This is a genomic window from Micavibrio sp. TMED2, from assembly GCA_002168225.1.
Classification (GTDB): Bacteria; Pseudomonadota; Alphaproteobacteria; order TMED2; family TMED2; genus TMED2.
In genome coordinates this window covers 74,656-100,300 of sequence record NHBH01000009.1, presented here as the reverse complement: position 1 = coordinate 100,300, position 25,645 = coordinate 74,656, and the positions used below count along the sequence as shown (strand labels likewise).

Annotated in this window: 25 protein-coding genes; 19 read left to right on the top strand and 6 right to left on the bottom strand. The window is 59.1% G+C overall.

Features of this window, described 5'->3' with window-relative positions; genetic code table 11:
* Positions 1-4: 4 nt before the first annotated feature.
* Genes CBB62_12200 through CBB62_12190 form a run of 3 tightly spaced genes read right to left on the bottom strand, consistent with a single transcriptional unit; the run spans position 5 to position 923 of the window.
* The gene (locus CBB62_12200) at positions 5-301 is read right to left on the bottom strand and encodes a membrane protein insertion efficiency factor YidD (protein ID OUT39792.1); all 297 of its coding nucleotides are present in this window, start codon (positions 299-301) and stop codon (positions 5-7) included.
* A gap of 47 nt (positions 302-348) precedes the next feature.
* The gene (locus CBB62_12195) at positions 349-750 is read right to left on the bottom strand and encodes a ribonuclease P protein component (GenBank protein ID OUT39169.1); all 402 of its coding nucleotides are present in this window, start codon (positions 748-750) and stop codon (positions 349-351) included.
* A 38-nt stretch (positions 751-788) separates the two neighbouring features.
* Positions 789-923, bottom strand: coding sequence for a 50S ribosomal protein L34 (locus CBB62_12190; protein ID OUT39168.1), 135 nt, complete (start codon positions 921-923; stop codon positions 789-791).
* A gap of 300 nt (positions 924-1,223) precedes the next feature.
* Between CBB62_12190 and CBB62_12185 the strand changes: the two genes are divergently transcribed.
* From CBB62_12185 to CBB62_12140, 10 genes are all read left to right on the top strand, one after another.
* Positions 1,224-1,952 carry a hypothetical protein gene (locus tag CBB62_12185; GenBank protein ID OUT39791.1) on the top strand — a complete coding sequence of 243 codons (729 nt, stop codon included), beginning with the start codon at positions 1,224-1,226 and terminating at the stop codon, positions 1,950-1,952.
* Positions 1,949-3,376: a dihydrolipoamide dehydrogenase gene (locus CBB62_12180; GenBank protein OUT39167.1), complete on the top strand. Its 1,428-nt coding sequence runs from the start codon at positions 1,949-1,951 to the stop codon at positions 3,374-3,376. The genes CBB62_12185 and CBB62_12180 overlap by 4 nt, the downstream gene beginning before the upstream one ends.
* A 69-nt stretch (positions 3,377-3,445) precedes the next feature.
* Positions 3,446-4,879, top strand: coding sequence for a hypothetical protein (locus CBB62_12175; GenBank protein ID OUT39166.1), 1,434 nt, complete (start codon positions 3,446-3,448; stop codon positions 4,877-4,879).
* Between the two features lie 79 nt (positions 4,880-4,958).
* Positions 4,959-5,981, top strand: coding sequence for a hypothetical protein (locus tag CBB62_12170; protein OUT39165.1), 1,023 nt, complete (start codon positions 4,959-4,961; stop codon positions 5,979-5,981).
* Positions 5,982-6,209: 228 nt separating this feature from the next.
* The gene (locus tag CBB62_12165; protein ID OUT39164.1) at positions 6,210-6,833 is read left to right on the top strand and encodes a hypothetical protein; all 624 of its coding nucleotides are present in this window, start codon (positions 6,210-6,212) and stop codon (positions 6,831-6,833) included.
* A gap of 173 nt (positions 6,834-7,006) precedes the next feature.
* Positions 7,007-7,891, top strand: a complete 885-nt coding sequence (locus tag CBB62_12160) for a hypothetical protein (protein ID OUT39163.1) — start codon at positions 7,007-7,009, stop codon at positions 7,889-7,891.
* A 34-nt stretch (positions 7,892-7,925) separates the two neighbouring features.
* Positions 7,926-9,344 (top strand): hypothetical protein, encoded by a 1,419-nt coding sequence (locus CBB62_12155; protein ID OUT39162.1) that lies wholly within the window; start codon positions 7,926-7,928, stop codon positions 9,342-9,344.
* Complete coding sequence (locus tag CBB62_12150; protein OUT39161.1) at positions 9,341-9,643, top strand: hypothetical protein; 303 nt, start codon at positions 9,341-9,343, stop codon at positions 9,641-9,643. The genes CBB62_12155 and CBB62_12150 overlap by 4 nt, the downstream gene beginning before the upstream one ends.
* Positions 9,644-9,730: 87 nt before the next feature.
* Positions 9,731-10,063 (top strand): hypothetical protein, encoded by a 333-nt coding sequence (locus tag CBB62_12145; GenBank protein OUT39160.1) that lies wholly within the window; start codon positions 9,731-9,733, stop codon positions 10,061-10,063.
* 96 nt (positions 10,064-10,159) lie between these two features.
* Positions 10,160-10,390, top strand: coding sequence for a hypothetical protein (locus tag CBB62_12140; GenBank protein ID OUT39159.1), 231 nt, complete (start codon positions 10,160-10,162; stop codon positions 10,388-10,390).
* 95 nt (positions 10,391-10,485) lie between these two features.
* Here the strand turns inward: CBB62_12140 and CBB62_12135 are convergent, their stop codons facing one another.
* Together CBB62_12135 and CBB62_12130 are read right to left on the bottom strand one after the other, a co-directional pair.
* Positions 10,486-12,417, bottom strand: a complete 1,932-nt coding sequence (locus CBB62_12135) for a molecular chaperone HtpG (GenBank protein OUT39158.1) — start codon at positions 12,415-12,417, stop codon at positions 10,486-10,488.
* Positions 12,418-12,538: 121 nt separating this feature from the next.
* Positions 12,539-14,251, bottom strand: coding sequence for a hypothetical protein (locus CBB62_12130; GenBank protein OUT39157.1), 1,713 nt, complete (start codon positions 14,249-14,251; stop codon positions 12,539-12,541).
* Between the two features lie 186 nt (positions 14,252-14,437).
* Here CBB62_12130 and CBB62_12125 point away from each other — a divergent pair, with 186 nt between their 5' ends.
* From CBB62_12125 to CBB62_12100, 6 genes are all read left to right on the top strand, one after another.
* On the top strand, positions 14,438-17,479 hold the full coding sequence (locus tag CBB62_12125) for a hypothetical protein (protein OUT39156.1): 3,042 nt from the start codon (positions 14,438-14,440) through the stop codon (positions 17,477-17,479).
* A gap of 6 nt (positions 17,480-17,485) precedes the next feature.
* Positions 17,486-17,899, top strand: a complete 414-nt coding sequence (locus tag CBB62_12120; protein OUT39155.1) for a hypothetical protein — start codon at positions 17,486-17,488, stop codon at positions 17,897-17,899.
* Between the two features lie 62 nt (positions 17,900-17,961).
* Positions 17,962-18,564 carry a hypothetical protein gene (locus CBB62_12115; GenBank protein OUT39154.1) on the top strand — a complete coding sequence of 201 codons (603 nt, stop codon included), beginning with the start codon at positions 17,962-17,964 and terminating at the stop codon, positions 18,562-18,564.
* 160 nt (positions 18,565-18,724) lie between these two features.
* Positions 18,725-19,063, top strand: a complete 339-nt coding sequence (locus CBB62_12110; GenBank protein OUT39153.1) for a ferredoxin — start codon at positions 18,725-18,727, stop codon at positions 19,061-19,063.
* Positions 19,064-19,631: 568 nt separating this feature from the next.
* On the top strand, positions 19,632-20,132 hold the full coding sequence (locus CBB62_12105; GenBank protein OUT39790.1) for a CarD family transcriptional regulator: 501 nt from the start codon (positions 19,632-19,634) through the stop codon (positions 20,130-20,132).
* 259 nt (positions 20,133-20,391) lie between these two features.
* The gene (locus CBB62_12100) at positions 20,392-21,258 is read left to right on the top strand and encodes a hypothetical protein (GenBank protein ID OUT39152.1); all 867 of its coding nucleotides are present in this window, start codon (positions 20,392-20,394) and stop codon (positions 21,256-21,258) included.
* A gap of 28 nt (positions 21,259-21,286) precedes the next feature.
* Here CBB62_12100 and CBB62_12095 read toward each other — a convergent pair whose 3' ends face one another.
* Positions 21,287-22,564: a hypothetical protein gene (locus CBB62_12095; GenBank protein OUT39151.1), complete on the bottom strand. Its 1,278-nt coding sequence runs from the start codon at positions 22,562-22,564 to the stop codon at positions 21,287-21,289.
* A gap of 76 nt (positions 22,565-22,640) precedes the next feature.
* Here CBB62_12095 and CBB62_12090 point away from each other — a divergent pair, with 76 nt between their 5' ends.
* From CBB62_12090 to CBB62_12080, 3 genes are read left to right on the top strand one after another with little or no spacing between them, the layout of a single operon-like run.
* The gene (locus tag CBB62_12090; protein ID OUT39150.1) at positions 22,641-23,717 is read left to right on the top strand and encodes a C4-dicarboxylate ABC transporter substrate-binding protein; all 1,077 of its coding nucleotides are present in this window, start codon (positions 22,641-22,643) and stop codon (positions 23,715-23,717) included.
* On the top strand, positions 23,656-24,261 hold the full coding sequence (locus CBB62_12085) for a hypothetical protein (protein OUT39149.1): 606 nt from the start codon (positions 23,656-23,658) through the stop codon (positions 24,259-24,261). Before CBB62_12090 ends, CBB62_12085 begins: the two co-directional genes overlap by 62 nt.
* Positions 24,258-25,643, top strand: coding sequence for a C4-dicarboxylate ABC transporter permease (locus CBB62_12080; GenBank protein ID OUT39148.1), 1,386 nt, complete (start codon positions 24,258-24,260; stop codon positions 25,641-25,643). Before CBB62_12085 ends, CBB62_12080 begins: the two co-directional genes overlap by 4 nt.
* The last annotated feature ends 2 nt before the right edge of the window (positions 25,644-25,645 follow it).

Here is a 25,645-nt window from a genome sequence, read left to right as displayed (position 1 = left end):
ATTTCTATCTCTCACAGCCGCATGGCGCTGCGGCATCTTTACGGTTTTTGTCTTTATCTGAATTGGCTGGCGGCACCGGGTCATAGCCATGCCCACCCCACGGGTGACAGCGGCAGATGCGGCGCAGACCGAACCAGCCGCCACGGAATACCCCATGAACCTTGAGTGCATCAATGGCATAAACCGAACAACTGGGCTCAAAGCGACAATTTTGCCCAAGAAACGGGGATATCAGCAGCCGATAGAGCTGGATCAGTGCAACCGGCAGGGCAATCAACAGCCGGTTGAGCCACTTTGCCATCGGCAAATCGCCCTTCCCGTCATCGCATGTTTGCTGATTACCCATGGTCATTGATCGCTTGCCAGCCATTGCCGGAGGTCATTGTCAGCACCGTCCCGGACCATCTTCAGACGCTTCAGCGCCTCGATAAAGTCACGGCGCAGAGCGGCAAAATCGCGGGTCGCCGTCGCATGGCGCCCGATCAGCACGAAATCATGACCCGGCCTCGCCAGCACTGGCAGCATTTCATCGGCCAAGGCGCGCAACCGGCGCTTGACCCGGTTCCGGACAACTGCCGAGCCGAGCTTCTTGGTAGCGGTGAAGCCGACCCGCATTTGGGAGTCATCGCCTTTCCGGTCAAGACCGGCAGGTATGGGATCGACCTGCACAACGAGACCAACCGCCGCAGCACGTTTGCCACGGCGGTTCAATCGAACGAAATCACCACGTTGTTTTAGACGGGGCAGCATTTCACAACCCCTTCAAGGCGCAAATCGCTGGTGTCTGCTTAGGCAGACAGCTTGGCGCGACCTTTTGCACGACGGCGGGCAAGAACCTGACGACCGGCTTTGGTGGCCATGCGCGAACGGAAACCATGACGGCGTTTGCGCACAATACGGCTTGGCTGATATGTGCGTTTCACGGCACGAGCTCCTTCAGATAGCGTATAAAAGCATGATTGGGTTAGCTCAACAGAGCGAAGTCGGGCTTATAAAAGTTTGAATGCCCCCGAGTCAACCGGGAAGCCACTTTCTTCACCGGAAAAACATTCGAGACCCCGATACTCACGAAGCTGTCACCGGATGGTTATTGGCCAGTGATGGCAGAGGGATATACATCAGAATGACGGCAATAACAGTATTTAATGCCGGATTGCACCAGTTCAGGCCCACCCAGTATGATCGATAACGGTAACCAGCCGACAGAAGCAGTGACACCGGACATGGCAGCTACCCATGCACCGAAAGCCTTCTGGCAACGGCTGCTCCCCCTCGGGCTGATCATCATTGCCATTGCCGTTGTCTATCTGACCGGCACCCATGAATATCTGTCCTTCGAGGCGCTGGCGGAAAACCGTGAGGAACTGGCCGAGTTCGTGAGCGAGAACAAGATACTCGCCGTTACCATCTATATGGCTCTCTACGCCATCGCGGTTGCCCTGTCCCTGCCCGGCGGTGCCGTGCTGACCATTACCGGTGGCTTTCTGTTCGGTCTGGTGGTGGGCACCATCAGCACGGTGATCAGCGCCACGATCGGGGCGATTGCCATTTTTCTGGCCGCCAGAACCGCCCTCGGCAACAGCCTGAAACACAAGGTCGGTCCGTGGATGGGCAAGCTGGAGGACGGGTTCAGGGACAATGCCCTGTCCTACATGCTGGTATTGCGGCTCGTGCCGATTTTTCCGTTCTGGCTGGTCAATCTCGTACCTGCCTTTCTGAATGTCCCGCTCCGCACCTATGCGCTCGGCACGTTTTTCGGGATCATTCCAGGCAGTTTCGTGTTCATTTCCATCGGCAATGGCCTCGGTGCCGTTTTTGATCGGGGCGAAGTGCCGGATATGGGCATTATCTTCAATCCGGAGATATTGCTGCCTATTCTCGGGCTGTCGGCCCTCGCGCTGATCCCGGTAATCTATAAGAAATGTCGTAAAGCACAGGAACCAGCCCCATGACCCGGACAATCGAAACAGACATACTGGTGATTGGAGCCGGATCGGGCGGCCTCTCGGTTGCTGCCGGTGCCTCGCAACTAGGCGTCGATGCCACGTTGCTGGAGGGCGGTGAAATGGGCGGCGACTGCCTGAATACCGGCTGCGTGCCGTCCAAGGCGTTCCTGCGCGCCGCCAAGGCCGCCCATGAGGTGCGCCATACCGGCAGATTTGGCGTCAACGGCCATGAACCGGCAATCGACTTCCCGGCGGTCAAGGCCCATGTGCGCAAGGTGGTCGATGGCATCGCGCCCATGGACAGCGTCGAACGGTTTGAAGGGCTCGGCGTCCGGGTGATCCGGGAATATGGCCGCTTTGTCGATGACCACACGGTCGTCGCCGGTGACTATCGCATCACGGCCAGGAAGATCGTCATCGCCACCGGTTCACGCGCCGCGATCCCGCCGATCCCCGGCCTCGATCAAGTGCCCTATCATACCAATGAGACGATCTTTGCGCAGATGGAGCGCCCGGCGCATCTGATCGTGATCGGTGCCGGTCCAATCGGCATTGAAATGGCCCAGGCCCATCGCCGCCTCGGTTCCGCCGTCACCGTGCTCGACATTGGCCGGATGATGCCACGCGACGATCAAGAACTGGTAGACATCCTGCGCAACAAGCTGCGTGCCGAGGGCGTCGATCTGCGTGAGGAGATCAACATTTCACGGGTGGAGCAGAGCGGTAACGGCATCGCGGTGGTACTGGATGACAATGGCACGGAGAACCTTATTGAGGGATCCGATCTGCTGGTTGCCGCCGGGCACAGCCCCAATCTGGAAAAACTCGACCTCGATGCCGCCGGGGTTACCCATAATCGCAAGGGCGTGGTGGTGGATGCCCGTCTGCGCAGCAACAAGCGGCATATTTATGCAGTGGGCGATGTTGCTGGTGGCCCGCAATTCACCCATATCGCCGGTTATCACGCCGGGGTGGTGATCAAGAACCTGCTGTTCAAGCTGCCATCGAAAGTGGATTACAGCGCCCTGCCATGGGTCACCTATACTGACCCGGAACTTGCACAGGTCGGACTGACCGAGGCACAGGCACTGGCAGAGTTCGGCAAAGGCAATTTCGAGATCGCCCGCTGGTCATTCCATGAAAACGACCGGGCGCAGGCCGAGGGCAAGGCCGAAGGGCTGGTCAAAATCATCATCGTCAGGGGCCGGGTGCGCGGTGCCTCGATCATAGGACCGCAGGCCGGGGAGTTGCTGCAACTCTGGTGCCTCGCAGTGCAGGAGCGGACCAAGATCAGCAAGATCGCCTCGATGATCGTACCCTATCCAACGCTGGCGGAAGTCAACAAGCGCGCCGCCGGTTCCTATTTCACACCGAAACTTTTCAGCACCCGCAGCCGAAAAATTGTACAGTTTCTGCAGAAATTCGGCTGACAGGCCGCATTCTGGGGTAATCAGGGGCTGGGGCAATCAAGGGGCAGTATTACCAATGGCATATAGATCATGTTTGTTCTGAGTTTCGTCCGCAGCCTGTCGGCCAAGCTGCTGGTACTGACCATTCTGTTCGTCCTGCTGGCTGAGGTACTGATTTTCGCGCCGTCAGTGGCACGGTTCCGCGTGGTGTACTTTCAGGAGCGTATCGACCAGTCCTATCTGGCGACGCTCGCCATGGATGCCGCCCCAGACCAGATGGTCAGCCAAATGGTACAGACCGAGCTGCTGGCCAGCGTCGGCGCGCACCAGATCAAGCGCATGGTCGAAGGCCAGCCGGATATTCGCCTCGCCAAGCTGGTCTCCGCCGAACCGGATGAGAGCTTCGATCTGCGTGATGCCAGCTTCTTCACCCTGATCGCCGATGCCCTGTCGACCCTGACCCGGACACAGGACCGGATCATTCAGGTGATCGGCACACCGACCAATGCACCGGATATCACCCTGAAAATCCAGCTCGATGAAGGCCCGCTGCACCACCGGATGCTCGATTATTCCTTCCGCATTCTCTGGCTGTCGATCTTCATCTCCACAGTTGCCGCGATCATGGTGTTCTTTGCCCTGCGTCGCTTGCTGGTCAAACCGTTGCAGGAGATGGTGCGCTCGATGATGGCGTTCCGCGATGCACCGGAGAGTGATGCCGGCACCATTGTCCAGAGTGGCCGCCGGGACGAGATGGGTGTCGCCGAACGCGAACTGGCGAACATGCAGGAGGCTGTACGTCAGGCCCTGCGCCACAAGACCCGCCTTGCCCTGCTCGGCACGGCGGTTGCCAAGATCAACCACGATCTGCGCAACATCCTGTCCACCGCTGCCCTGCTCTCCGAACGCCTCAGCCATAGTGATGACGAGCGCGTGGCCAAGGTGGCGCCGCGTCTTGAGGCCTCGATCAACCGGGCGATTGATCTCTGCAGCGAAACCCTGAAATTCTCCCGGGACGGGGCAATGCCGGTCAAGCGCGCGCCCTTCGACCTGCATGATCTTGCAACTGAAATCGGTGAGGAACTGATCGCCCACGCGCCCGAGGGACAGGACTGGTACTTCAACAACCGCATTCGTGAGGGGCTGGAGCTCAATGCGGATCGGGAGCAGCTTTATCGGGTCATTGCCAATATGGCTCGCAATGCCTTCGAGGCCGGTGCCCTGAGCGTATCGGTGACCGAAGTTCAGGCACCGAGCGACAAGGAAGTCGCCTTCGACCTCGAAGATGACGGACCCGGCATGCCGCCGCGGGCAAAAGAGAACCTGTTTGTACCCTTCGCCGGGTCGGTACGGGGCGGCGGCACCGGTCTCGGCCTGACCATCGCGCGGGAAATCGTCCGCGCCCATGGCGGCGATCTGACCCTCGACAAGACCGACAGCAACGGTACCCGCTTCCGTATCGTACTGCCCAATCCGCGCCAGACCATCAACAACCGTGCAACAGCCAGCGCCGAAGGTAGCTGAACCGGCGGGAAGCGCTGGACAGCCATGACCGCTTGCGGGGATTCTGTTCGACAGAAGAACTCTTTCCCGTTGAAGATTGATGGTGGCTGCCATGGCGATACGCCAGATGATTGTCGGAACCGCGCTTGCCGCACTGGGCGTGCTGTCCCTCACCCCGGTTCTGGTGCCCGATGCCGAAGCCGGGCAGAAATCCATGCTGCTCGACGAGCACTGGCTGGCGAGCGATCCCGACAGCAAGGTAACCATTGAGCATGACGACTGGCAGGCCTTCCTCGACACCTATCTGGAAGTGGCACCGCCCTACGATCCGTCACTGGAAGTGACCTATGCCAATGAGCGCTCCAACCGCCGGATTTTTGCCAATTACGAGATCCATGATCAGCGTGAGGTGGTCGGCAAGCATCAGGGGCGCAAGGAGAACCTCTCGCGCTTCGACTATGGTGCCGTGCGTGCGGAAGACCGGGTCCGCCTCAACAATTACCTAACCCGCATGCAGGCGGTCGAGGTCAGCAAACTGAACCGTGATGAGCAGGAAGCCTTCTGGATCAACCTGTACAACGCGCTGGTGACCAAGATTGTCCTCGATAACTATCCAATCGACAGCATTCTAGATGTAGACCTCTCCGATGATCCGCTGCGGCGCGGACCATGGACGGCGCGGCTGGTGACGGTCGAGGGGCGTGAGCTGAGCCTCGACAATATCGCGCACAATATCCTGCGCCCGATCTGGAAGGATGAGCGCCTGATCTATGCGCTGAGTTGTGGAGCCCTTGGCTGTCCAGAGCCGATCCCGACCGTCTTTGCCGCCGATACCACCGAGTTGCTGCTGGAGCAGGCCGCCACGCGCTTCGTCAATCATCCGCGCGGGGCATCGATCCGGGAGATCAACAAGCGTCGGGACAGCATCAATGGCGATGGCCGGTTGTACGTCTCATCACTCTACACCTGGTATCGTGAGGATTTCGGCGGCAAACGCGCCGACATCAATATCATCAGCCATTTGCGCGACTATGCGGATGACCACCTCCTGCCGATGCTTGAGCGGGCCGGAGAGATCGATGATGAAGGCTTTGACTGGGGCCTCAACGATATCGAGGATTAGATCATAAGGCCAAAAGGGTATTTGATACACAAAACCCGAAATGCTCCCGTGTGCGTCAAATTTTGCTTTGACAGCGATACGTCCTCGGTTACTCTTTTATACAGGGATGTATGAGGGGATTTGATTTTTATGTCTGCATTAGCTGCAGGTTCGATGCCAAAAGCTGATATGTCAGTCAGACCACCGGGTCAGGACATTGTTCGATCCGGGGATATTGCACGGTTTCGCATGAACCGCGCAGCCACACTGGAAAATCCCGGTGCCGCCAAGGCCCGCTCTCCGCTCGCCGACGATTTCAGCATTACACCGGACGCTATCGCCAAGGCCAATTCCGGCCTCGGACAGATGAGTGGTGAGAAATCCGCCGCATCCGCAGACCAGAAAATGCCATGGGAAGTACCCGGCTCGGGCGATCAGATTGTCGCCACGGGCAGCCAGAAGGCACCGACCATGAACGCCTTTGCCGCAACCATGCCCGACATGATGCCGAAGGTTGATGCCGTCAAGCCGACCGCGATCCAGCCGAGTTATGTCGGCAATGGTGCCCGCAGCGTCAGTGTTGATGCCTCGGTCGAGCAGGAATCGGCCGCCATGTCGTTCTTCAACAATTCGGGCGATACCAGCAACCGCACCGCCATAGGTACGGTCAATCGCAATGCCCAGAGCGCAAGTGCTGCGGCCAATGCCAATGCGATCAGCGATGAGCCAACCGCACTGGATCCGAAAGCGCTGATGAGCAAGGTGCAGGAGCGCCGAGAGGCAACCGCAGCCGCAGGTGTTACCGCCAAAACGCCGGATACACCGGCCATGACCCAAAAACAGGCACCACAACCGGCACGCATGGCGATGTAAGCCTGTCGGCGTCCTTGGCTGATTTCATAAAACAGGGCTTTCAGCGGGAAATCATCCCGGTGGTGATTGATGGTTGTTTGTGACACAGCGATCAATTCATTCGAGGTACCGCGCTGATTTTTTGCGCTTCGTCCCGAATTTGCCCATACTTGTCATCTTGGATTCCAGAATGGATGGATAATGGCATGTCCATGACACGATTGACGGCTGTCCGCCGACACCAGGCACAGTCTGCAGCACTCAAACCACTGGCACTTGCCCTCGGTGTCGTCATGATGGCGATTGCACCGGGTACGGCGCTGTCACAACCTGCCTCAGTGCCCGCCCCGGCACGCTGGGTACCGGCACCGGATGCCAAGTTCGACCTGCAATTCGCAACCCCGATGCAGTTGCAGCGGCAGGTCGACTTCATGGTGCTCGATCTGGCAGATGCCCTGCCGGATGAGATCACGACGGTCAAGAACAACGGCGCGGCTGCTGTCTGCTATTTCAATGGCGGCTCCATCGATGTCGAGGACGAGGATTTCGACAGCGTGGCACCGCTGGTCATCGGCCGGAAACTGGAAACCGAACCAACTGCACGCTGGCTCGACCTCCGTAACATCGACGAGATTGCGCCGATGATCCGCGGGCGGCTCGACCGCTGCCGCGACAAGGGCTTTGATGCCGCCCTGATCGGCAATCTGGAAAATTACCTGTTCCGCTCCGGCTTCCCGATCGGTGAGCGCCAGCAGATCGCCTTCAACCGCTTCATCGCCGATGAGGCGCACAAGCGCGGCCTGAGCATCGGTTTGTGGAACAGCCGCAGCCAGATTGCACCGCTGGCAGACAGCTATGATTTCATTCTGGTCAGTGGCTGTTTCGAGGATGGCTGGTGCAATGAAACCGGGGCTTTTATCGAGATGGGTAAACCGGCCTTCGTGGTTGAATTCGCCGAATCATCGCGCGGCGACGTCGAGTTTTGCTCGGCAAACCAGACTTTTGGCACAATGGGCATCATAAAACGCAGGATACTGGATGGCTGGTTACGATTGTGTCCGCCACCTGATATCAATTAAGTTGAGATATGAGCCATTGGGCAGGGATAGATAAATGGCACTAGATCCAAATAACCGTGGCGGCGGCGGCTCCGTACCGGAGCCGATGCAGGCGGAAGTACTCCGCCTGATCGAGGATGCCGTGAAGGCAATGGCCTCCGATATCCACATCGCGATCGAGGGTGGTCGGGCCATTGTCCAGTTCCGCGTGCACGGTGTCGTTATCGAGTTCAACCAACTTGAAGCGGGCATGTGTCAGGAGCTGATGCAGGCCATCTTCAACATGTCTGACACCGGTGACAGCAGCTATAACGCGCTCGGTTATTCATCGGGCCGGATCACCTCCGGCATGCTCAAACTGCCCTCGCAGGTTGAAACCATCCGTCTACAGTTCAACCCACTGGCGAATTATGGTCGTTATCTCGTCATGCGGCTGCTCTATCGCAGCCCGCCATTCGGCGCTCGCGATCTGTCCCGGTTCGGTTTCACCAAATTCCAGCAGCGCCAGATGCGCCGCTTGCGGGCCACCCCGACCGGCCTGATCATCCTCGCTGGCCCAACCGGTTCGGGCAAAAGTACCAGCACCCGGATCAATCTCGAGATGCTGTTCGCCGAACGACGCGGCGAGCACACGGTCCTGTCGGTGGAAGATCCGCCGGAAGCCCCCATTCGCGGTGTGCGACAGATCCCGGTCACCAGCGCCCGTGGTTCGGAAGATCGCCGCAGCAAGTTCGATGAGGCGATCATCTCGGCCCTGCGTTCCGACCCCGATGTCATCATGATCGGTGAGATACGGGACAAGGAATCCGGCAGCCTCGCAACTCAGGCGGCGATGACCGGTCACCAGGTCTGGTCAACCCTGCACGCCCTTGACGCCCTGTCGATTCCGAACCGCCTGCGTGACCTCGGTGTCGATCAGTACAAGATTTATGACCCGTCCATCATGACTGGCATGTGGGCGCAACGACTGGTCAAACGTCTCTGTCCACATTGCCGAATACCGTTCAAGAAAGCGGTGGCGGAGGATAAACACGACCCGGATTTCGTGCATTCGGTAACCAATATTCTCAATCCCAATGAATATGAGATGTACAGCCGCGGGCCGGGTTGCGTGAAATGTACCCGTGGTGTCACCGGCCGTATTCCGGTCGCCGAGATCATCATGCCTGACCAGCGCCTGATGAATTACCTCAAGGAAGGTGACAGCGGTACCGCCCGCGCGTACTGGACCCAGAAACTGAGCGGCTTCACCATGCATGACCATGCCCTGACCCATGTGGCCCGCGGCGTGATTGCACCGGAAGAGTATGAAGCGCTGCTCGGCCAGTTGAGACCACCGAGCAACCCTGCCTTTATTGCCAAGCTCAAGAAGTCACCGAGCACCACAACCCAGGGCAGCAAAGCCCCAGCACAGGCAACAGCAGCCGAGAGTGATGATGACGGTGACAGCGACGTGGAAGATGATGCGTCATGAGCAGTAATCGTGCCCCACGCGGTCATGTGGAAGGCCGCTATGATTTTGTTCTGGAGCCCGATGGCCGGTTGTGGCTCGCCATCATGGCGCGCGACACCGATGTCGATCGGCCAATCATGGTAATGAATGACAATGACACCCTGACCCTGAAACGGCGGGCGGGTGATCTGATCCAGCTGACCGATATCCACCCGGAAGCCCTCAAGCGTCTGCCCTCGCTCAACGAGATCGAGATCGTCGAAGTGGATGAGGATGACGGCCCGGTCCGGCAATACAAGACTCAGATACGCCGCCGCTGACCGATTTTCCCCTAGGCGCTTTCAACAAGCGGATTGATAACTTGATACACCACTTCCTTTTTGAAGTTCGTATCGGGGGATCGACATATGCGCACCATTCTGCCAAGTGGCCCACAGGGCCGTGACAACCGCACCAGCCTTGGTCCGGCAGAAGCCCTGTTCGAATTTGCCCAGCGCCATCCACGGACGACTGCCGTCATCGGTGGTGGCATGATTGGTGGCGTTGGTGCCGTGCCCGCCCTGGCCCTGACCCAGATCGCACTCTGGGGTTCCAGCGACTTCCGGATCATGAAGCAGGAAGCAAAAGCGCGTTATCAGGAGCGTAAGGCCAACCGCTTCAGTGCAGCCGGCAATACCCGCCGCGCAACCAAAGCCAACAATAAAGCCAATAACATCCGTCAGCGCATCGCTCGCATGTAAGCGGAACCTTTTAACGCGATACTCGTTAATCACTCAGACAACCAAACAAGAATACCAAGCGCCAGTGCGCTCATGTGTTGAATGAGGAGAGTATCGATGTTTAAGGGTTTGCGTCTTGCCGGGATCAGTGCCATTTGCGTGATCGGCCTCGCCGGTTGCAGCAATATGAGCGATCTTGAACAATCAACCCTGAGCGGCGGTGCAATCGGTGCCGGTGTTGGTGCCGTTGGTACCGCCCTGACCGGTGGTTGTGTATCCTGTGGTGCCGCCATTGGTGGTGCTGTTGGTGCGGGTGCCGGTTACATAAAGGAAAAATCCGAAGACTGATACGTCAGTCGTAGTCTTGGACAGTCATGCAGAAAAGGCTCCGGTGAAGAAATCACCGGAGCCTTTTTCTATGCCCATTCCGAACAGCGGTACGATCAGACAGCCTTTTCCATCACCCGGGCAAAGCGCTGCGCGAAGGCGGCAGCATCACTGACCGGCTCACCCTCGAGAATACGGGCCTGATCGAACAACAGATGGGCGGCATCATCGAGCTGATTGGCGGCATTGTCACCGGCCTCCTTCGCCTGTTCCGCCAGCTTGCGGATCAGACCGTGACCGGGATTGATTTCCAGCACCCGTGGCGCCTCATCCCGCAACTGGTTATTCGCCTTCAGCATCCGGGCAAGGTTGAGGTCAAGATCGCCCTCATCAGCCACCAGACAGACCGCGCTGTCGGTCAGGCGATTGGACGCACGCACATCCTTCACCGTGTCGCCGAGCACGACCTTGATCGTGGCGACCAGCTGGTCAATCGTCTCGTCACCGGATGATTTGTCCTCGGACTGATCCTCGGTTTCCTCGCCCTTGGCCAGCTTCTCGATATTGTCGAGTTCGGCACCGGCGCGGGTAACCGACTTGAATGCCTTGCCATCATGCTGGATGACGGTCGGAATCCAGAACTCATCGATCGGATCGGTCATCAGCAGGACCTCGACGCCACGGGCGTTGAAGCCTTCCAACTGTGGCGAGCGACGCAGAACCGCTTCATCATCGCCAGAGATGTAGAAGATATGCTCCTGCCCCGGCTTCATCGCGTCGATGTAATCCTGAATCGAGATCAGGCCATCGCGGGTCGATGAGCGGAACCGCACCACCTTCATCAGGGCATCGCGCTGCTCGGGGTCTTCATACAACCCCTCTTTCAGCACCGCGCCGAACAGGTCGTGGAATTTCGTGTATTCTTCCGGCTCGCTCTCGGCCTTCTTGGCCAGCTCACTCAGGATACGCTTGGTCAGGCCATTACGGATGCGCTTGACCATCGGGTTGGTCTGCAACATTTCGCGGCTGACATTGAGCGGCAGGTCGGCGCTGTCGACGACACCACGGGTAAAACGCAGATAGGGGGCGACCAGACCGTCGCAATCATCGGTGATGAATACCCGTTTGACGAACAGCTTGACCCGTTGCTGACGGGCCGGATCGAACAGATCATGCGGGCGGGTCGATGGAATGAAGACCAGCGCATCATATTCGATCATGCCTTCGGCATGGTAATGCAGGCGCATCCATGGCTCGTCAAAGGCGTGGGAAACATGGCGGTAGAACTCGGTATAGTCGAAATCGGTGATCTCCGACTTCGGACGGGTCCACAGGGCCGATGCCTTGTTCACCGTCTCGACCTCATCATCCTTCTCCGTGGTACCGAGGCGGATCGGCAGGGCGATATGGTCAGAATATTTCTGGATGATCTCGCGGATACGATGGCTTTCCAGATACTCCCCGGCATCGTCACGCAGGGTCAGGCTAATGCGGGTACCGCGCGGCGCATCGGCCGGGCCGTCACCGATCTGATATTCACCACGGCCATCGGATACCCAGCGGGATACGGCATCACTACCGGCACGGCGGGAGATAACCTCAACTTCGCTTGCCACCATGAAGGCGGAATAGAAGCCGACGCCGAACTGGCCGATCAGGCTGACCGCATCCTGTTTCGCATCATCACCGGACTTGCCGGCCATTTCCTTCATGAAGGCACCGGAACCGGAGCGGGCGATGGTGCCGAGATTGTCGATCAGTTCCTGACGGTCCATGCCGATACCGTTATCGGCAATGATCAGCTTTCCGCCATCCTTGTCCACAGTGACATGGATCTGCAGCTCGGTTTCCTCGCCCAGCAGGGCCGGGTCGGTAATGGCGAGATAGCGCAGGCGATCACAGGCATCGGCGCTGTTGGAGATCAGTTCGCGCAGGAACACCTCGCGCTCGCTATAGAGGGAATGGGCCACAATATCGAGCAGACGGCTGACTTCAGCCTGAAAACTGCGGGTTTCCTGTTGGTTTTTTTCAGCAGTATCGGTCGTCATGGGTCACTACCATTTAAGTTGGACTTCAAGGTCGGGTTGCGCCGGACAAAAGGCGGCAACAGGCATGGTTATGCCGTGATGGTCATATGGGAAAGCATGGGTGAAAGGCAACCACCCTGTCCTATCTGGGCGCGGCGGTCCCATCCGTGGGGCCAAGCTCACCCATGAAGGTGCTGATCAGATTGGTAAAGGACTGGCCATTGAGCGTGATCTTGCCATTGGCCTCAACCCGCAGGCTGTACTCCCGATTGCTGCGCCCACCGATCAACTCGCCCTCGGTACCAAGACTTTGCAGGGTGCGCAGGATCAGCATCGTCGCCGCATTGCCGTTATTGTTCGCCCCCGGCGCCGACAGGTCCCGCAACAGCTCATCCATCCCGATCATCCGGATATTGGCAGCAGCCACCGTTTTATAGGTCGCACCATTGTCGAACAGGGCAGAAGCGGTTACCCGGGAATCCAGCTTCTCCGAATTGATATAGCCCTTCTCAAGGGAGATCGAGGTACCGGCAACGGCCAGTACATGAAACAGCTTTTCCAGGCCGAAATTGGCACCCGGCAGGGCACCATAGAGCGACATGTCATTCGGTATCTGGGTGATGATATCCCAGAGCTGACTGTTCGGAATTCCCTCGACATCGAGCTCGAACGAGATTTCATCCGGCGTCAGGTCCGGGGCTGGCGGGGCTGGCAGCGAGACCAGTCCGGTATGGCCATACTGTGCATTGATCCGGCTGGTTTCCTCATTCATACCACGCACAAGTATGCTGTAGACAATCTCATCCACCGAATAGCCACGGCTGGTTACCGGATCATTGACCACGAGACCGTTGATCGTCACCGCACCACCGGCATCGGACATCAGGCTTGGCAGATCGAGCAATTCCCGACGCAGCTGGTCGAGGAGCAGGTCTGTCGTCTCCCGGTCGGGCAATTCGCCTTCCGGGCTCGGGATAAAAGCCTGGGCCAGTGACTGGAACCGGCGGGCAAACCGGTTCATGTTCACCATATCGAAGCTGCGCACCTCGGTTTCGGAGACCAGATTCTCGATATAGGTCAGGCGATTACCGTCCTCATCCTTGATCTCGATCCGGGCAGCAGTCAGTTTCGACGGGCCGGTCAGGTGCAAATAGTCATCAACATCGAGCGTGCTCTGGATATCAAGCTCGCCCATCGTGAACAGCGCCACCGGATCACCGTCGACGAGGCTGCTCTGGACCACAATATCACTGAACACGGCATCAAGACCGGTCAGGGTCTCGAACCGGGTGTCCCAGACACCGCGCACACGCTGACCGGCCATATCAAAGCGGCCAATCTCCGTCCCCGTATCATCAAGGATCGGAAACGGCAGCGGCAGGCGCATGGCCACCCGATAGGTTACCGGCGTCTGGGGCGTCAGTGACAGGGTAATGGTCCCGATCGGCATCACCATGCCCGAGCCGAGATTGAGAGTAATATCAGGCAGGGTTACCGCATAGCGCTCACCGAACGGCTCGACGATCACCTGTCCCTGCAGGATGACCGCCTGCCCGCCGGGGCTGTCGGGCGGAAAGAAATCGAGCAGCCAGCGTTCAACCGCCTGCCGGATGGCAACGGCACCGGCGTCATTGGGCTCCGGCGCCCGCCCCGGCTCACTCGCGGCACCACCGAGTTGCGCAACGCGGACATCGCCAGCACCGGATTCAGCGGCGGCCAAAGCGTATGGAGCAGCAGCTTGTGATGCAGCAACCAGCAGGGCACACCCGAACAACCGGGGAAACAACCAACCCGGTCGTCCCTGACCGCCATTCCACACAGTGTTCAAACGCGTTTTGCGCACAACCATCTCCATACTCAACCGGATATCCACCGGATATTCCACTGGGCCTTGCGGCCTTAATGCTGGTGCTGATAACCAATATATCGCATTAGCTATCGCATATTTCCTGCCCTACCCCATGTTTATGGCGTGTTTTCGGGTCAGGATATAGCCCTTGCCTAGCAAATTACCCCTTTCCCACCAATCGCAACCGCACCCATGTCCCAGAGTATAGGCCAGCATTTCCGGGACGATCCGCGTATCACGGCGGTTCTGGGTCCGACCAATACCGGCAAGACCCACTTTGCCATCGAGCGGCTTGTGGCCCATGACAGCGGGATGATCGGCTTTCCCCTGCGGCTTCTGGCGCGGGAAAACTACGACCGAGTCTGCGAGATGAAGGGTCGGCACCTGACCGCCCTGATCACCGGTGAGGAACGCATTGTCCCACCGGGCGCCCGGTATTTCCTGTGCACAACCGAATCAATGCCGGTGGAAAAGGCACTGGCCTTTGTCGCGCTGGACGAGGTGCAGCTCTGCGCCGATCCTGATCGCGGCCACATCTTCACCGACCGGTTGCTGCATTGCCGGGGCACGTCCGAGACCATGTTCCTCGGTGCCGCGACCATGACCAACCTGATCCGCTCGCTGGTGCCGGAAGCGGAGATTATCGGACGGCCGCGCTTCTCGACCCTGACCCATACCGGGTTCCAGAAGGTAACGCGCCTGCCGCGCCGCTCGGCAGCGGTCGCCTTCTCCGCCGCCGATGTCTATGCGCTGGCCGAACTCGTAAGGCGGCATCGCGGCGGGACGGCGGTCGTGCTGGGTGCCCTCAGCCCACGTACACGAAATGCGCAGGTCGCCATGTATCAGTCGGGCGAGGTCGATTACCTCGTCGCGACCGATGCCATCGGCATGGGCCTCAACATGGATGTGACCCATGTGGCCTTCGCCGGGCTGACCAAATTCGACGGCCATAACCGCCGCCGCCTCTATAACCACGAAATCGCCCAGATCGCCGGACGGGCCGGACGCCACATCACCGATGGCACCTTCGGCACCACTGCCAATGCCAAGCCGTTCAGCGAGGAACAGGTGGAGGCGATCGAGGAGCATCGCTTTGACCCGGTGCACAAGATTTCATGGCGCAACAACAATCTCGATTTTCGCAGCACAGCCGCCCTGTTGCGCAGCCTCGACCTGCATGCGGAGGCACCGGAACTGATCCGTATCCGCGATGCCGAGGATCATCTGGCGCTGAAATCCCTGTCACAGGACACGACCATCGCCGGGCGTGCCACCACACAGCATCAGGTCAAGCGCCTCTGGGATGTCTGCCAGATACCGGATTTCCGCAATACCCTGTCCGATGCCCATCTGCGCCTGCTGACCCAGATCTATACCCATCTGTCTCAGGGCAGTGAGCGCCTGCCCCATGACTGGGTCGCCGATCACCTGAGCAAGCTGGAACGTACCGACGGCGATATCGATACGCTGATGGCCCGCATTGCCCATGTGCGCACATGGACCTATATTGCCCATCGTGAAAACTGGCTTGATGACCCGATACACTGGCAGGAACGTAGCCGAGCGCTAGAAGATCAGCTATCAGATGCGCTTCATGATCGACTTACGCAGCGTTTTGTTGATAAACGCTCAGCATCTCTATTACGACACCTGCAATCAGGCACGCCCCTTACAGGGGCAGTAAGACAGAACGGTGAGGTTCTTGTGGAAGGTGAATTTGTCGGCGAGCTGAAAGGCTTCCGGTTTGTAGAAGACAGCGAAGCCGCAGTTGGCGACGCACCAGCGATCCAGACCGCTGCCCGCAAGGCACTGGTTGACGAGATACAGCGCCGGGTTCAGGCCTGCTGCAACGATGTGGACGGCATGTTCGACCTCGCTGCCGATGGCTATATCGCATGGCGCAAGGCCCCGGTCGCCAGACTGGCAGCCGGTGAGGACGCCCTGCGACCGAAGATCGAGATACTGCCGACCGAGCTGCTCGATGGCGGCCAGCGCGACCAGATCCAGCAACGGCTGGAAAAGTTCATCCGTGCCCATATCGAGGAAATCCTCGGCCCACTGCTCGCCTGTGAGAAGGTTGAGGCAACCGGTGCCGCCCGTGGCATTGCCTTTCAGGTCTTCGAGGGTCTCGGCAGCCAGCCGCGCTACAAGGTCGAGGACCTGATCAGCAATCTGGAAAAGGATGACCGCCGCGCCTTGCACCGGGTCGGCATCCGCCTTGGTCCGCTCCATGCCTTTATTCCGAAGCTGGGCAAGACCCATGCGGTCAATCTGCGGGCATTGCTCTGGTCTCTGCACCAGGGCCGCAATCTGCCCGCTCCCGTGCCTGCCAATGGCCGGACATCGGTGAAGCCGACCGAGGGTGTGCCGCACCTGTTCTACAACATGATCGGCTATCCTGTGGTTGGCCCGCTGGCCGTCCGCATGGAAATCCTCGATCGGGTGATTTCCAAGCTGCATGACAGCGCCACCGGCAATATTGCCGTGATGGACAATTCATGGGCTGAACTGCTCGGCTGCACGCTCGATGATCTGAAAGCCGTGCTGACCTCGCTCGGCTATCAGGAACTGCCACCGGAACCCGAAGCCGCCCCAACCGTTGTTGAAACAGGCAACGAAACAACGGCTGCAGAGGATATGGCACAACAACAGACAGCAATTACCGGCGACACCATCCCGACCGGCACCCCGCCTGAAATGCCGGTTATTCAGGCATCAGAGGTACCGGGTGGCCAGCCATCCGAGACCCCGGCTATGCCGGACCAGCCAGCGGAAACCCCGCCAGGCCAGCCGAGTGAGGTACCGCCGGAGACCCCATCCAATCCGGTTATCCCCGACCAGCCGACCGAGGCGCCACCGACCGAGCCGAGCGAAGACCCGGCCAAACCGGCCACCGACAGCACTGCGGAGGCTGCGAAGCCGCCACAGGTTCGCTTCCGGCTGACCAAGCCACGGCTTGGCGGTCCGCGCGGCAATCGCCCGCCACAGGATCGTGCACCGAAGGCCAAAAAGCAGCATGGCAGCAGTGGCGGCGGCGATGCCCCGCGTCATGACCGCAAGAAGCCCGGCAAGAAAGCTGAAGGTGGCGGGAAACACGGCCGTTCGGATCGTCGCGGCGGCAGCAAGGGCAAGCAACAGAGCTTTGCCGGTGACAGCAATCCGATGACCTACTCACCATTTGAGAAACTGCGCGCCCTGCAACAGGGCAATGCCGACAGTGACAAGAAAGACTGATCGCGTATGACCAAGGCCGCCGAAGAGCCCGGCAAGATGCGGCTTGATAAATGGCTTTGGCATACCCGGTTTTTCAAAACCCGCAGCCTTGCCGCCAAGATGTGCAATGGCGGCAAGATCAGGGTCAACAGCACCCTGATCAGCAAGGCGCATTATCAGGTCAATATCGGTGATACCCTGACCTTTCCGCAGGGGCACCATATTCGCGTGGTTCGGGTTACCGAACTGCCGGACAAGCGCGGTTCGGCACCGATCGCCCAGTCATGCTATGATGACCTCGCTCCGCCCGATGCGGCGGAGAAACTGCCGCAGGACAGGGTCAGTGCCGAGAAGCCGATCGCCACAGCCAAAACCGGCCCCGATGCCCGCCCCAACCCGCGGGATCGCAAGGCATTGGCGAAATTGCGCGGCAAAGAGTAAAATCGACAAATATTCGTCAAAAACCATGACGTACTTTCATTGTCGCTCCCCATCTCTTGGATATGAGAGATAACAATAAAATCAGGAGTAAACCCCCTATTATGACGAAGTACACGTATTTGGTTGATCGGGTGAAAAGAGCTGCCCTGACCGATGCTCGTGTCAATGATTTTGACGAAACCGAGCTGGCCGCTGCAGTGCTTCTCGTGAATGCCGCCAAGATGGATGGCAAGATGTCAGAAGCCGAGCGGCAATCCGTCCTCGGCAACCTGCGCCGCAAATTCAACCTTCAGGACGAAGGTGCCGAGAAGTTGATGGATGCGGCACAGGACCAGAACGGCAAGGATGCCAGCCTCTACACTGCCGCCCAGACGCTTGAGAACAACATGAGCCTGCGTCAGCGTCAGGAACTGCTCGGCATGGTCCGTGACGTGGTCTACAGCGATGGCCATCTCGACCCGCTGGAGCAGGCCCTGTTGTCACAGATGGCCAGCATGCTCAACGTTCCTGCCGACAACCCGGCAGCGGCACGCGCCCGCGTCGCCTCTGTCCTCGGCGTGGTCCGGGAGCGGCAGAAGCAGCACCAGAGAGAGCTCGATGAAGCTGCCGAGGCACAGAACGCCCCGGCGCCGAAGATGCAGCAGGCACCGACCACAGCAGCCTGATTGCAGGCAGGCAAACCGGTCACCCGGTCAACTTTTCGCAGCACTGGCGATTGACCGGGCCGGGCCTGATGCTTAAACACCTGCATTACATGACATGACCATCATCAGATAACCGCGCTGGCATCAGGTCAGCGCGGTTGTTTTACCAAGAGTACCGATCATGACCTATGTGGTGACCGAGAGCTGCATCCGCTGCAAATACACCGATTGTGTTGAAGTATGCCCCGTAGACTGCTTCTACGAGGGAGAGAACATGCTGGTCATCCACCCGGATGAATGTATCGACTGCGGCGTCTGTGAACCGGAATGCCCGGCGGAAGCAATTCTGCCCGATACCGACCCGGAAGCGGAGAAGTGGCTCGAACTCAATCGCGACTATTCCGAGAAATGGCCGAACATCACCGGCAAACTCGATGCCCCGGCCGATGCCGATGAGATGCAGAACGAATCCGACAAGTACAAGAAGTACTTCAGCGCTAATCCCGGCGAGGGCAATTAAGGATTTCTGCCACCTTCAGGGTAAACCGGCCTGACGAGTTATGCGCCGGTTTCATGACAGGCATGAAACTTTCATCTCGTGTTTCGACTGTATTTTGCACTTTCGCGCTTTTCTGCAATCTTAAGAGTGTGGCGAGGGCAATCAGACATTTGTTTGCGCGCCGCACCATGGATTGTCATTTTTCTGTAAAAAGCGTATATTCGTTCCTGCTTTGGGTGAATAACAGCGCGTACAGTCGATGAACATGATGTTGCATTATCCCGGATTGGCGAAGCCGATCTTACCCTGCGAGAACGCAGTTCACACCTCGGGAAGTCGATGCAAACAGGTGCGCAGCAAAAGATAACGCCCACAGCTACACACGTCAGCCCCGCATGGTGACTGAACCGATCAGATGATGATCGCGTCCAATACCGTGCGGTAAGCCGAATATCAGGATTCATTCATAACCTGACAATGCGCCGTAATGTGCCGGTCGGGTGAAGAAGGTTTTTGGGTTTAACAGCTGGTCATGCGGATGGGTCAAACCGGTGCCGCGACCGACCAACAGAGTGAGAGTGAGCAGGGAATGAGCCAGGAACAAGAATTTAACCAAGGTGATATGGTCGTTTACCCAGCCCATGGTGTCGGCACCGTGGAAGGTATTGAAACCACTGTTATCGGCGGTGAGAACCTCACCCTGTACACCATTACCTTCAAGCAAGAGCGTATGCGCCTCAAGCTGCCGGTCCAGAAAGCCAAAAATTCCGGTCTGCGTCGCCTCAGCTCCAAAGAGCGCCTGAAATCAGCGCTGTCGACCCTGCAGGGCCGTGCACGCGTTCGTCGCACCATGTGGAGCCGTCGGGCACAGGAATACGAAGCCAAGATCAATTCAGGCGACCCTGTATCCATCGCCGAAGTGCTGCGCGATCTGAAGCGTAACACCGAGCAGGGCGAGCAGTCCTACAGCGAACGTCAGATCTATCAGGCTGCCCTTGAGCGTCTGGCCCGTGAAGTTGCCGCCGTTGAGGATATCGACGAGGAAGCAGCAGCAACCAAGCTGGAAAAAGTTCTGTCGAAAGCCGCGTAATCCTGCGCTTCCCCGGTTTTCGGACCGGACAGACATAAGCCAGATCGGCAAAAATTGACCGATTGTGTGAACCTGGGGCGACACCGCCCCGGGTTTTCTTATTTCCGGCTTGCATCCTTTGGTCGCAGGAATCCCCACACGTACAATTACTGTAGGCGTGGGTTATTGAACTGGCAGGCACCGTTCGATAGCCCGATATGGCAGGCAAAACCCGCTATATTACAAACACTTACAGCGTGACGGGCAGAGCATCAATACGATGGCAGGCAGTGAAAGAATCGCACGACTCGGACAACCCGATCGCATATGGGCCATACCGGCCTGTCATGCGGAAATCGGCCCACTCCGGGAACTTCATGAGTATCTGGCAGCGGAATTCCGCGCCGGGGACCGTATCGTCTATCTCGGCAATATGATCGGCCATGGCGGGGCTACCCTGGAGACCGTCGATGAGCTGATCCGCTTCCGCCGCGAAATCATCGCCCGGCGCGAGGTTCTGCACACCGATGTCGTCTATCTGCGCGGCGCACAGGAAGAAATCTGGCATCGCCTGCTGCAACTGCAATTCGCCCCCAATCCCGGTGAAGTCCTGCAATGGATGCTGAGCAATGGCGCGGCTCCAATCGTTCGTGCCTATGGTGGTGATCCACAGGCCGGTATCTGTGCCGCCCGATCCGGCGCCAAGGCAATCACCCGCTGGACCAATGCCCTGCGTCACGGCATTCGCCTGAATGACGGCCATACCCAGTTCTTCTCGGTCATTCGCAGGGCTGCCCTGACCGATTACAGCCAGTCCAACCAGACCAACACCATGCTGGTCAGCGCCGGGGTCTGTCCGGTGACACCGCTGGAAAATCAGGGCGAAACCCTCTGGTTCGGTGGCAAGCGTTTCGACCAGTACAGCCAGCCGGTCCATGGCTGTGGCCGGGTGATCCGTGGTCGTCGTAATGAGCTGAATGCCCCTATGGAGCCATCCATCGGCGCCGTATCAGCAACCCTCGACAGCGGTTGCGGCCCCCATGGCGGCATGCTCAACCTCGCCTGCATTGATCCATCCGGCGAGGTAGAGATTGCCCGTCAGTTCCAGATCGAGCAGGAAGTCATCGATTTCCGTATCATCGCTTGAACCGGTCACGGTCAACGACCGCCCGGTTCTAGTGATCCGCGTGTCGGGTCAGGTTACCGAACAGCGGCGAGTTCCGCACCATGGCGACAAAGCGCTGGCGCAACGCAATCGGCGGTGCCGCACGTACACGCATACGCCAGAGCACGAACAGGATGAAGCCGGTGTGCAGAATGCCGGTATAGACGAAAAACGATTCCGGCCCGAACGCATCCATCATGATCGATGAGACCAGCGGCCCGACCGCGGCACTGGCGCTGTAGATCATCAGGAAACCGGCGCTCAGGCGGACAAAATCCTCCGGCTCAGCAAAATCATAAGCATGGGCAACCGAGAGCGGGTAAAGCGGCAGGGCAAAGCCGCCAAAGAAGAAGGCACCAATCACCGCAGTTTCCGGCCCGGCAAAGGTCAGACCGAAACTCGCCAGCGTCGCCCCGGCAGTTGCCAGCAGCAAGCTGTGCCGCCGATCGGCCCGATCCGAGTACCAGCCGAGCGGATACTGGAACAGCGCCCCCGCCACAACCGAGGCGGCCACGAAGGTCGCGATCCCGGCAGCCTCCAGACCGACACTCGAGGCATAGACCGGCCCAACAGTTCTGAATGCCCCATTGACCGCCGCGAGTACCGCCACCCCGACAAAGGCAACGGGCGAGATGGACCACATCCAGCGGACCGAGACCTTGACCTGTGCCGGTGGTGCGGGATTGGACAGCTTCGACAGGGTCAGCGGGATCAGCGAGGCGCAGAACAGCATCATATTGACGATAAAGATCGCCGTACCGCTGGTGCCGAATACCGGCAACAGGAACTGTACGCCCGTGACCGAACCCAGATCGGCGATCCGATAGACGCTCATCAGGCGTCCCCGGCGGGTCTTGTCGGTCGCGCCCATCATCCAGCTCTCGATGGTCATGGCGATGCCACCGAAGGCAAAGCCGCAAAGCAAGCGGGAGACAAACCAGATATAGGGCGACTGGCTCAGCGCCATGAAGCCGATGGAGATCGCGGCGGTCGAGGCCAGCCCGGCAAAGACCCGGATATGCCCGGCAGGCCGCAGAATCGCTGGCGTCGCCAGTGCTGCGGTTAATTGTCCGACATAATAGGCAGTGCCCAGCATCCCGATCATGCTGGCGTCATACCCGATATCACTGCCGCCAACCGCGGTCAGCGTCAGGGCCAACCCATTGGCACCAATGGTTAATGCAGCGGAAAGAATAATCAGAATGAGGGCGGGAATGCCGGTCATTTGAACAGGGGTACCGAGTTCTGAAAACGGAAAGGCATGGTGCAACGCACCAGTGCGGATCATCTAAAGTGTGGACCAAGCGCGAGATAATGTTAAGAAGCCTTTGCCGATTTTATCCGCCGACCATTGAATGCCTGTTATGCGCCGACCTGTTTTCCCCCGCCTTCTCGCCTCACTTGCCCTTGCAACCACCGCCCTGTTTATCGCCGCCTTGTCTATCGCCGCCCAGCCGGGGACCGCACAGGCCGATGAGCCGGTGACCCTGACACTGCATCACTTCCTGAGCCCGAAATCGGCAACCCATACGAAATTCCTCCAGCCATGGGCCGAGCGGGTCGAAGAACAATCCGGCGGTGCCCTGAAAATCCGCCTGTTCCCGTCCATGTCTCTCGGTGGCAAGCCGCCGGAGCTGTACCGGCAGGCGCGTGACGGTTCGGCGGATATTGTCTGGACCCTGATCGGTTATACCCCTGGCGTCTTCCCGCGCTCGGAAGTCTTCGAGCTGGCGACAGTGCACCGGGGCAGTGCTGCTGCTACCAATGTCGCCATTCAGGAAATGTTCGACGACATTGCCGATGACTACACCGACATTCACCCGATCCTTGTCCATGTCCATGCCGGCAACGCCCTGCATATGAGCGAGAAACTGGTGCGCCAACCGGCTGACCTTACTGGCGTCAAACTGCGCACGCCATCACGTACCGGTGCCTGGATGATCGAGGCCTTCGGTGCCGAGCCGGTCGGTATGCCGGTGCCGGAACTGCCACAGGCCCTTGCCCGCGGCACGGTTGAAGGCGCGCTGCTGCCGTTCGAGGTCATGCCGCCAATGAAACTCGATCAGTTGACAAAACACTCTATTGAGGGTGTGGATGGCCAGCGTTTCGGTACTTCCGTGTTCCTGTTCGCCATGAATAAAGACCGCTACAATGCCCTGCCCGACAATCTGAAGGCCGTCATTGATGCCAATTCCGGCATGGCAATCGCCCGCGATGTCGGCCTCGTCTGGGACGGCAATGAAGCCGATGGCAAGGCAGCACAAGAAGCCTCCGGCGGCACAATCGAAAAGCTGTCCACCGATGAAATGGCCGCCTTTACCGAATTGTCAGAAGGTGTTACTGAGCGCTGGATTGCGGAGATGAAGGATCGTGGCATTGATGGTGCCAACCTCGTCGAAAAAGCCCGCACCGCCATCGCCAAACAACAGAACCTGCATTAAGCCAATCGTGCCTGACGACGCTGTACCCGACCATCCCCCGGCGGCATTGACCGACCGGGCAGCCAACCTCTTTGCCCTTGCTGGTGGCTGTCTGCTGCTTGCCATCATTGGTGTTACTGCAACCAATACCAGCCTGTTCATCGCAGACCGTATCGCTGCGCTGTTTGACAGCAATGTACATGGGCTGAGCGGGTATGAGGATTTTACCGGGCTTGCCACCGGCACGGCGATCCTGTTGATGCTGCCTTACTGTCAGGCCCAGCGCGGGCATCTGGCGGTAGATGTGCTGGCCCAGCGCCTGCCAGCGCGGCTGAACCTGGCACTTGGCGTGTTATGGGCGGTTTTGATGGCGGTGGCCGCCGCCGGTCTCGGCATCGCGCTGGTCTATGGCATGATTGAACTCCGCAGCGACATGGCGGTCAGCCGGGTCTTGGGTTGGCCAATATGGCCATTCCTGTTACCGGGCTGCGCAAGCCTTGCGCTCTGGGCCATCATTTCGGCGCGACAGGCACTTGCCATGATTATGGTGAGGGCCGCCCGATGACCCCGGAATGGATCGGCGTTATTGGCCTTGCCGCCCTGTTCGGCCTCCTGCTGCTGCGGATGCCGGTAGCGCTCGCCATGCTGGCAATCGGTGTCGGCGGCAATTACGCCCTCAGCATCGCCGAGCCTTATCTGCGCTTTGCCCCCTATCTCGCCCAGTTCAAAAGCCTGCTCTGGGGCACGGTATCGAGCTATGAGCTTTCGGTTGTGCCGCTGTTCATCCTGATGGGCTGTGTCGCCGGGCAGGCCGGGTTGAGCCGTGATCTGTTTCGTGGTCTGCACGCACTGTTCGGGCGCATTCGCGGCGGCGTTGCCATGGCTGCCATCGGTGCCTGTGCCGGTTTCGGTGCGGTTTCCGGCTCTTCCATCGCCACCTCATCGACCATGGGACGGGTCGCCCTGCCCGCCCTCGACAGCCTCGGCTATGCCCCACGGCTGGCGACCGGCACGCTGGCGGCGGGCGGAACGCTCGGCATCCTGATCCCCCCATCGGTGGCGCTGGTCATCTATGCCATCATCGTCGAGGCATCAATTATCGAGATGTTTCAGGCTGCGGCCCTGCCCGGCATCCTCGCCGTTGTTTTCTTCCTTGCCACCATCGCCATCGCCGTGCGCCTCCGGCCCGCTGATGCACCGGCAGCCACCCCGCTCGATCCGATTGAGCGCCGCAAGGCCCTGAAACGCCTGATCCCGGTGGCCCTGCTGTTCGGCGGCATCGTCCTCGGTCTGGGCATGGGGCTGTTCACCCCGACCCCGGCGGCGGCCATCGGTGCCTTTGCCGTCATCGCCTATGGTTTCGCACTCCGGTTCATCACCGATGACGGCCTGACCCTGAGCGGCCTGACCACCGCCATCCGGGAAACCGCCGTCACCAGCGGCATGATCTATTTCATCCTGTTCGGTGCGGAAGTGCTCAAGACCTTCTTCAGCCGTGCCGGCCTGCCGCAACTGCTGGCCGACTGGGCGATGAACAGCGGCTATGAGCCGTTCATGATGCTGGCGATCATGCTGGCGCTGTTGATCCTGCTCGGCTGCTTCATGGACAGCCTGTCGATGATCCTTGTGGTGGTGCCGTTCTTCTGGCCGGTGCTGGCGACGCTCAATGGCGGCGACTTCGTACTGGCGCAGGATGCCGCCTTCGGCATGGATACCGAGAGCCTGAAACTGTGGTTCGGCATCCTCGCCCTCGTGGTGGTGGAGCTCGGGCTGATTACACCACCGGTGGGCCTCAACGTCTTCATCATCGCGCAACTGGCCCCGAGAGTGCCGATGGGCGATATATTCAGAGGCGTCTTGCCGTTTTTCTTGGTCGAACTGCTCCGGATCGCGCTATTGGTTGCCCTGCCCGTCCTGACCCTCGGCCTGCCCGGCCTGTTGCGCTGATG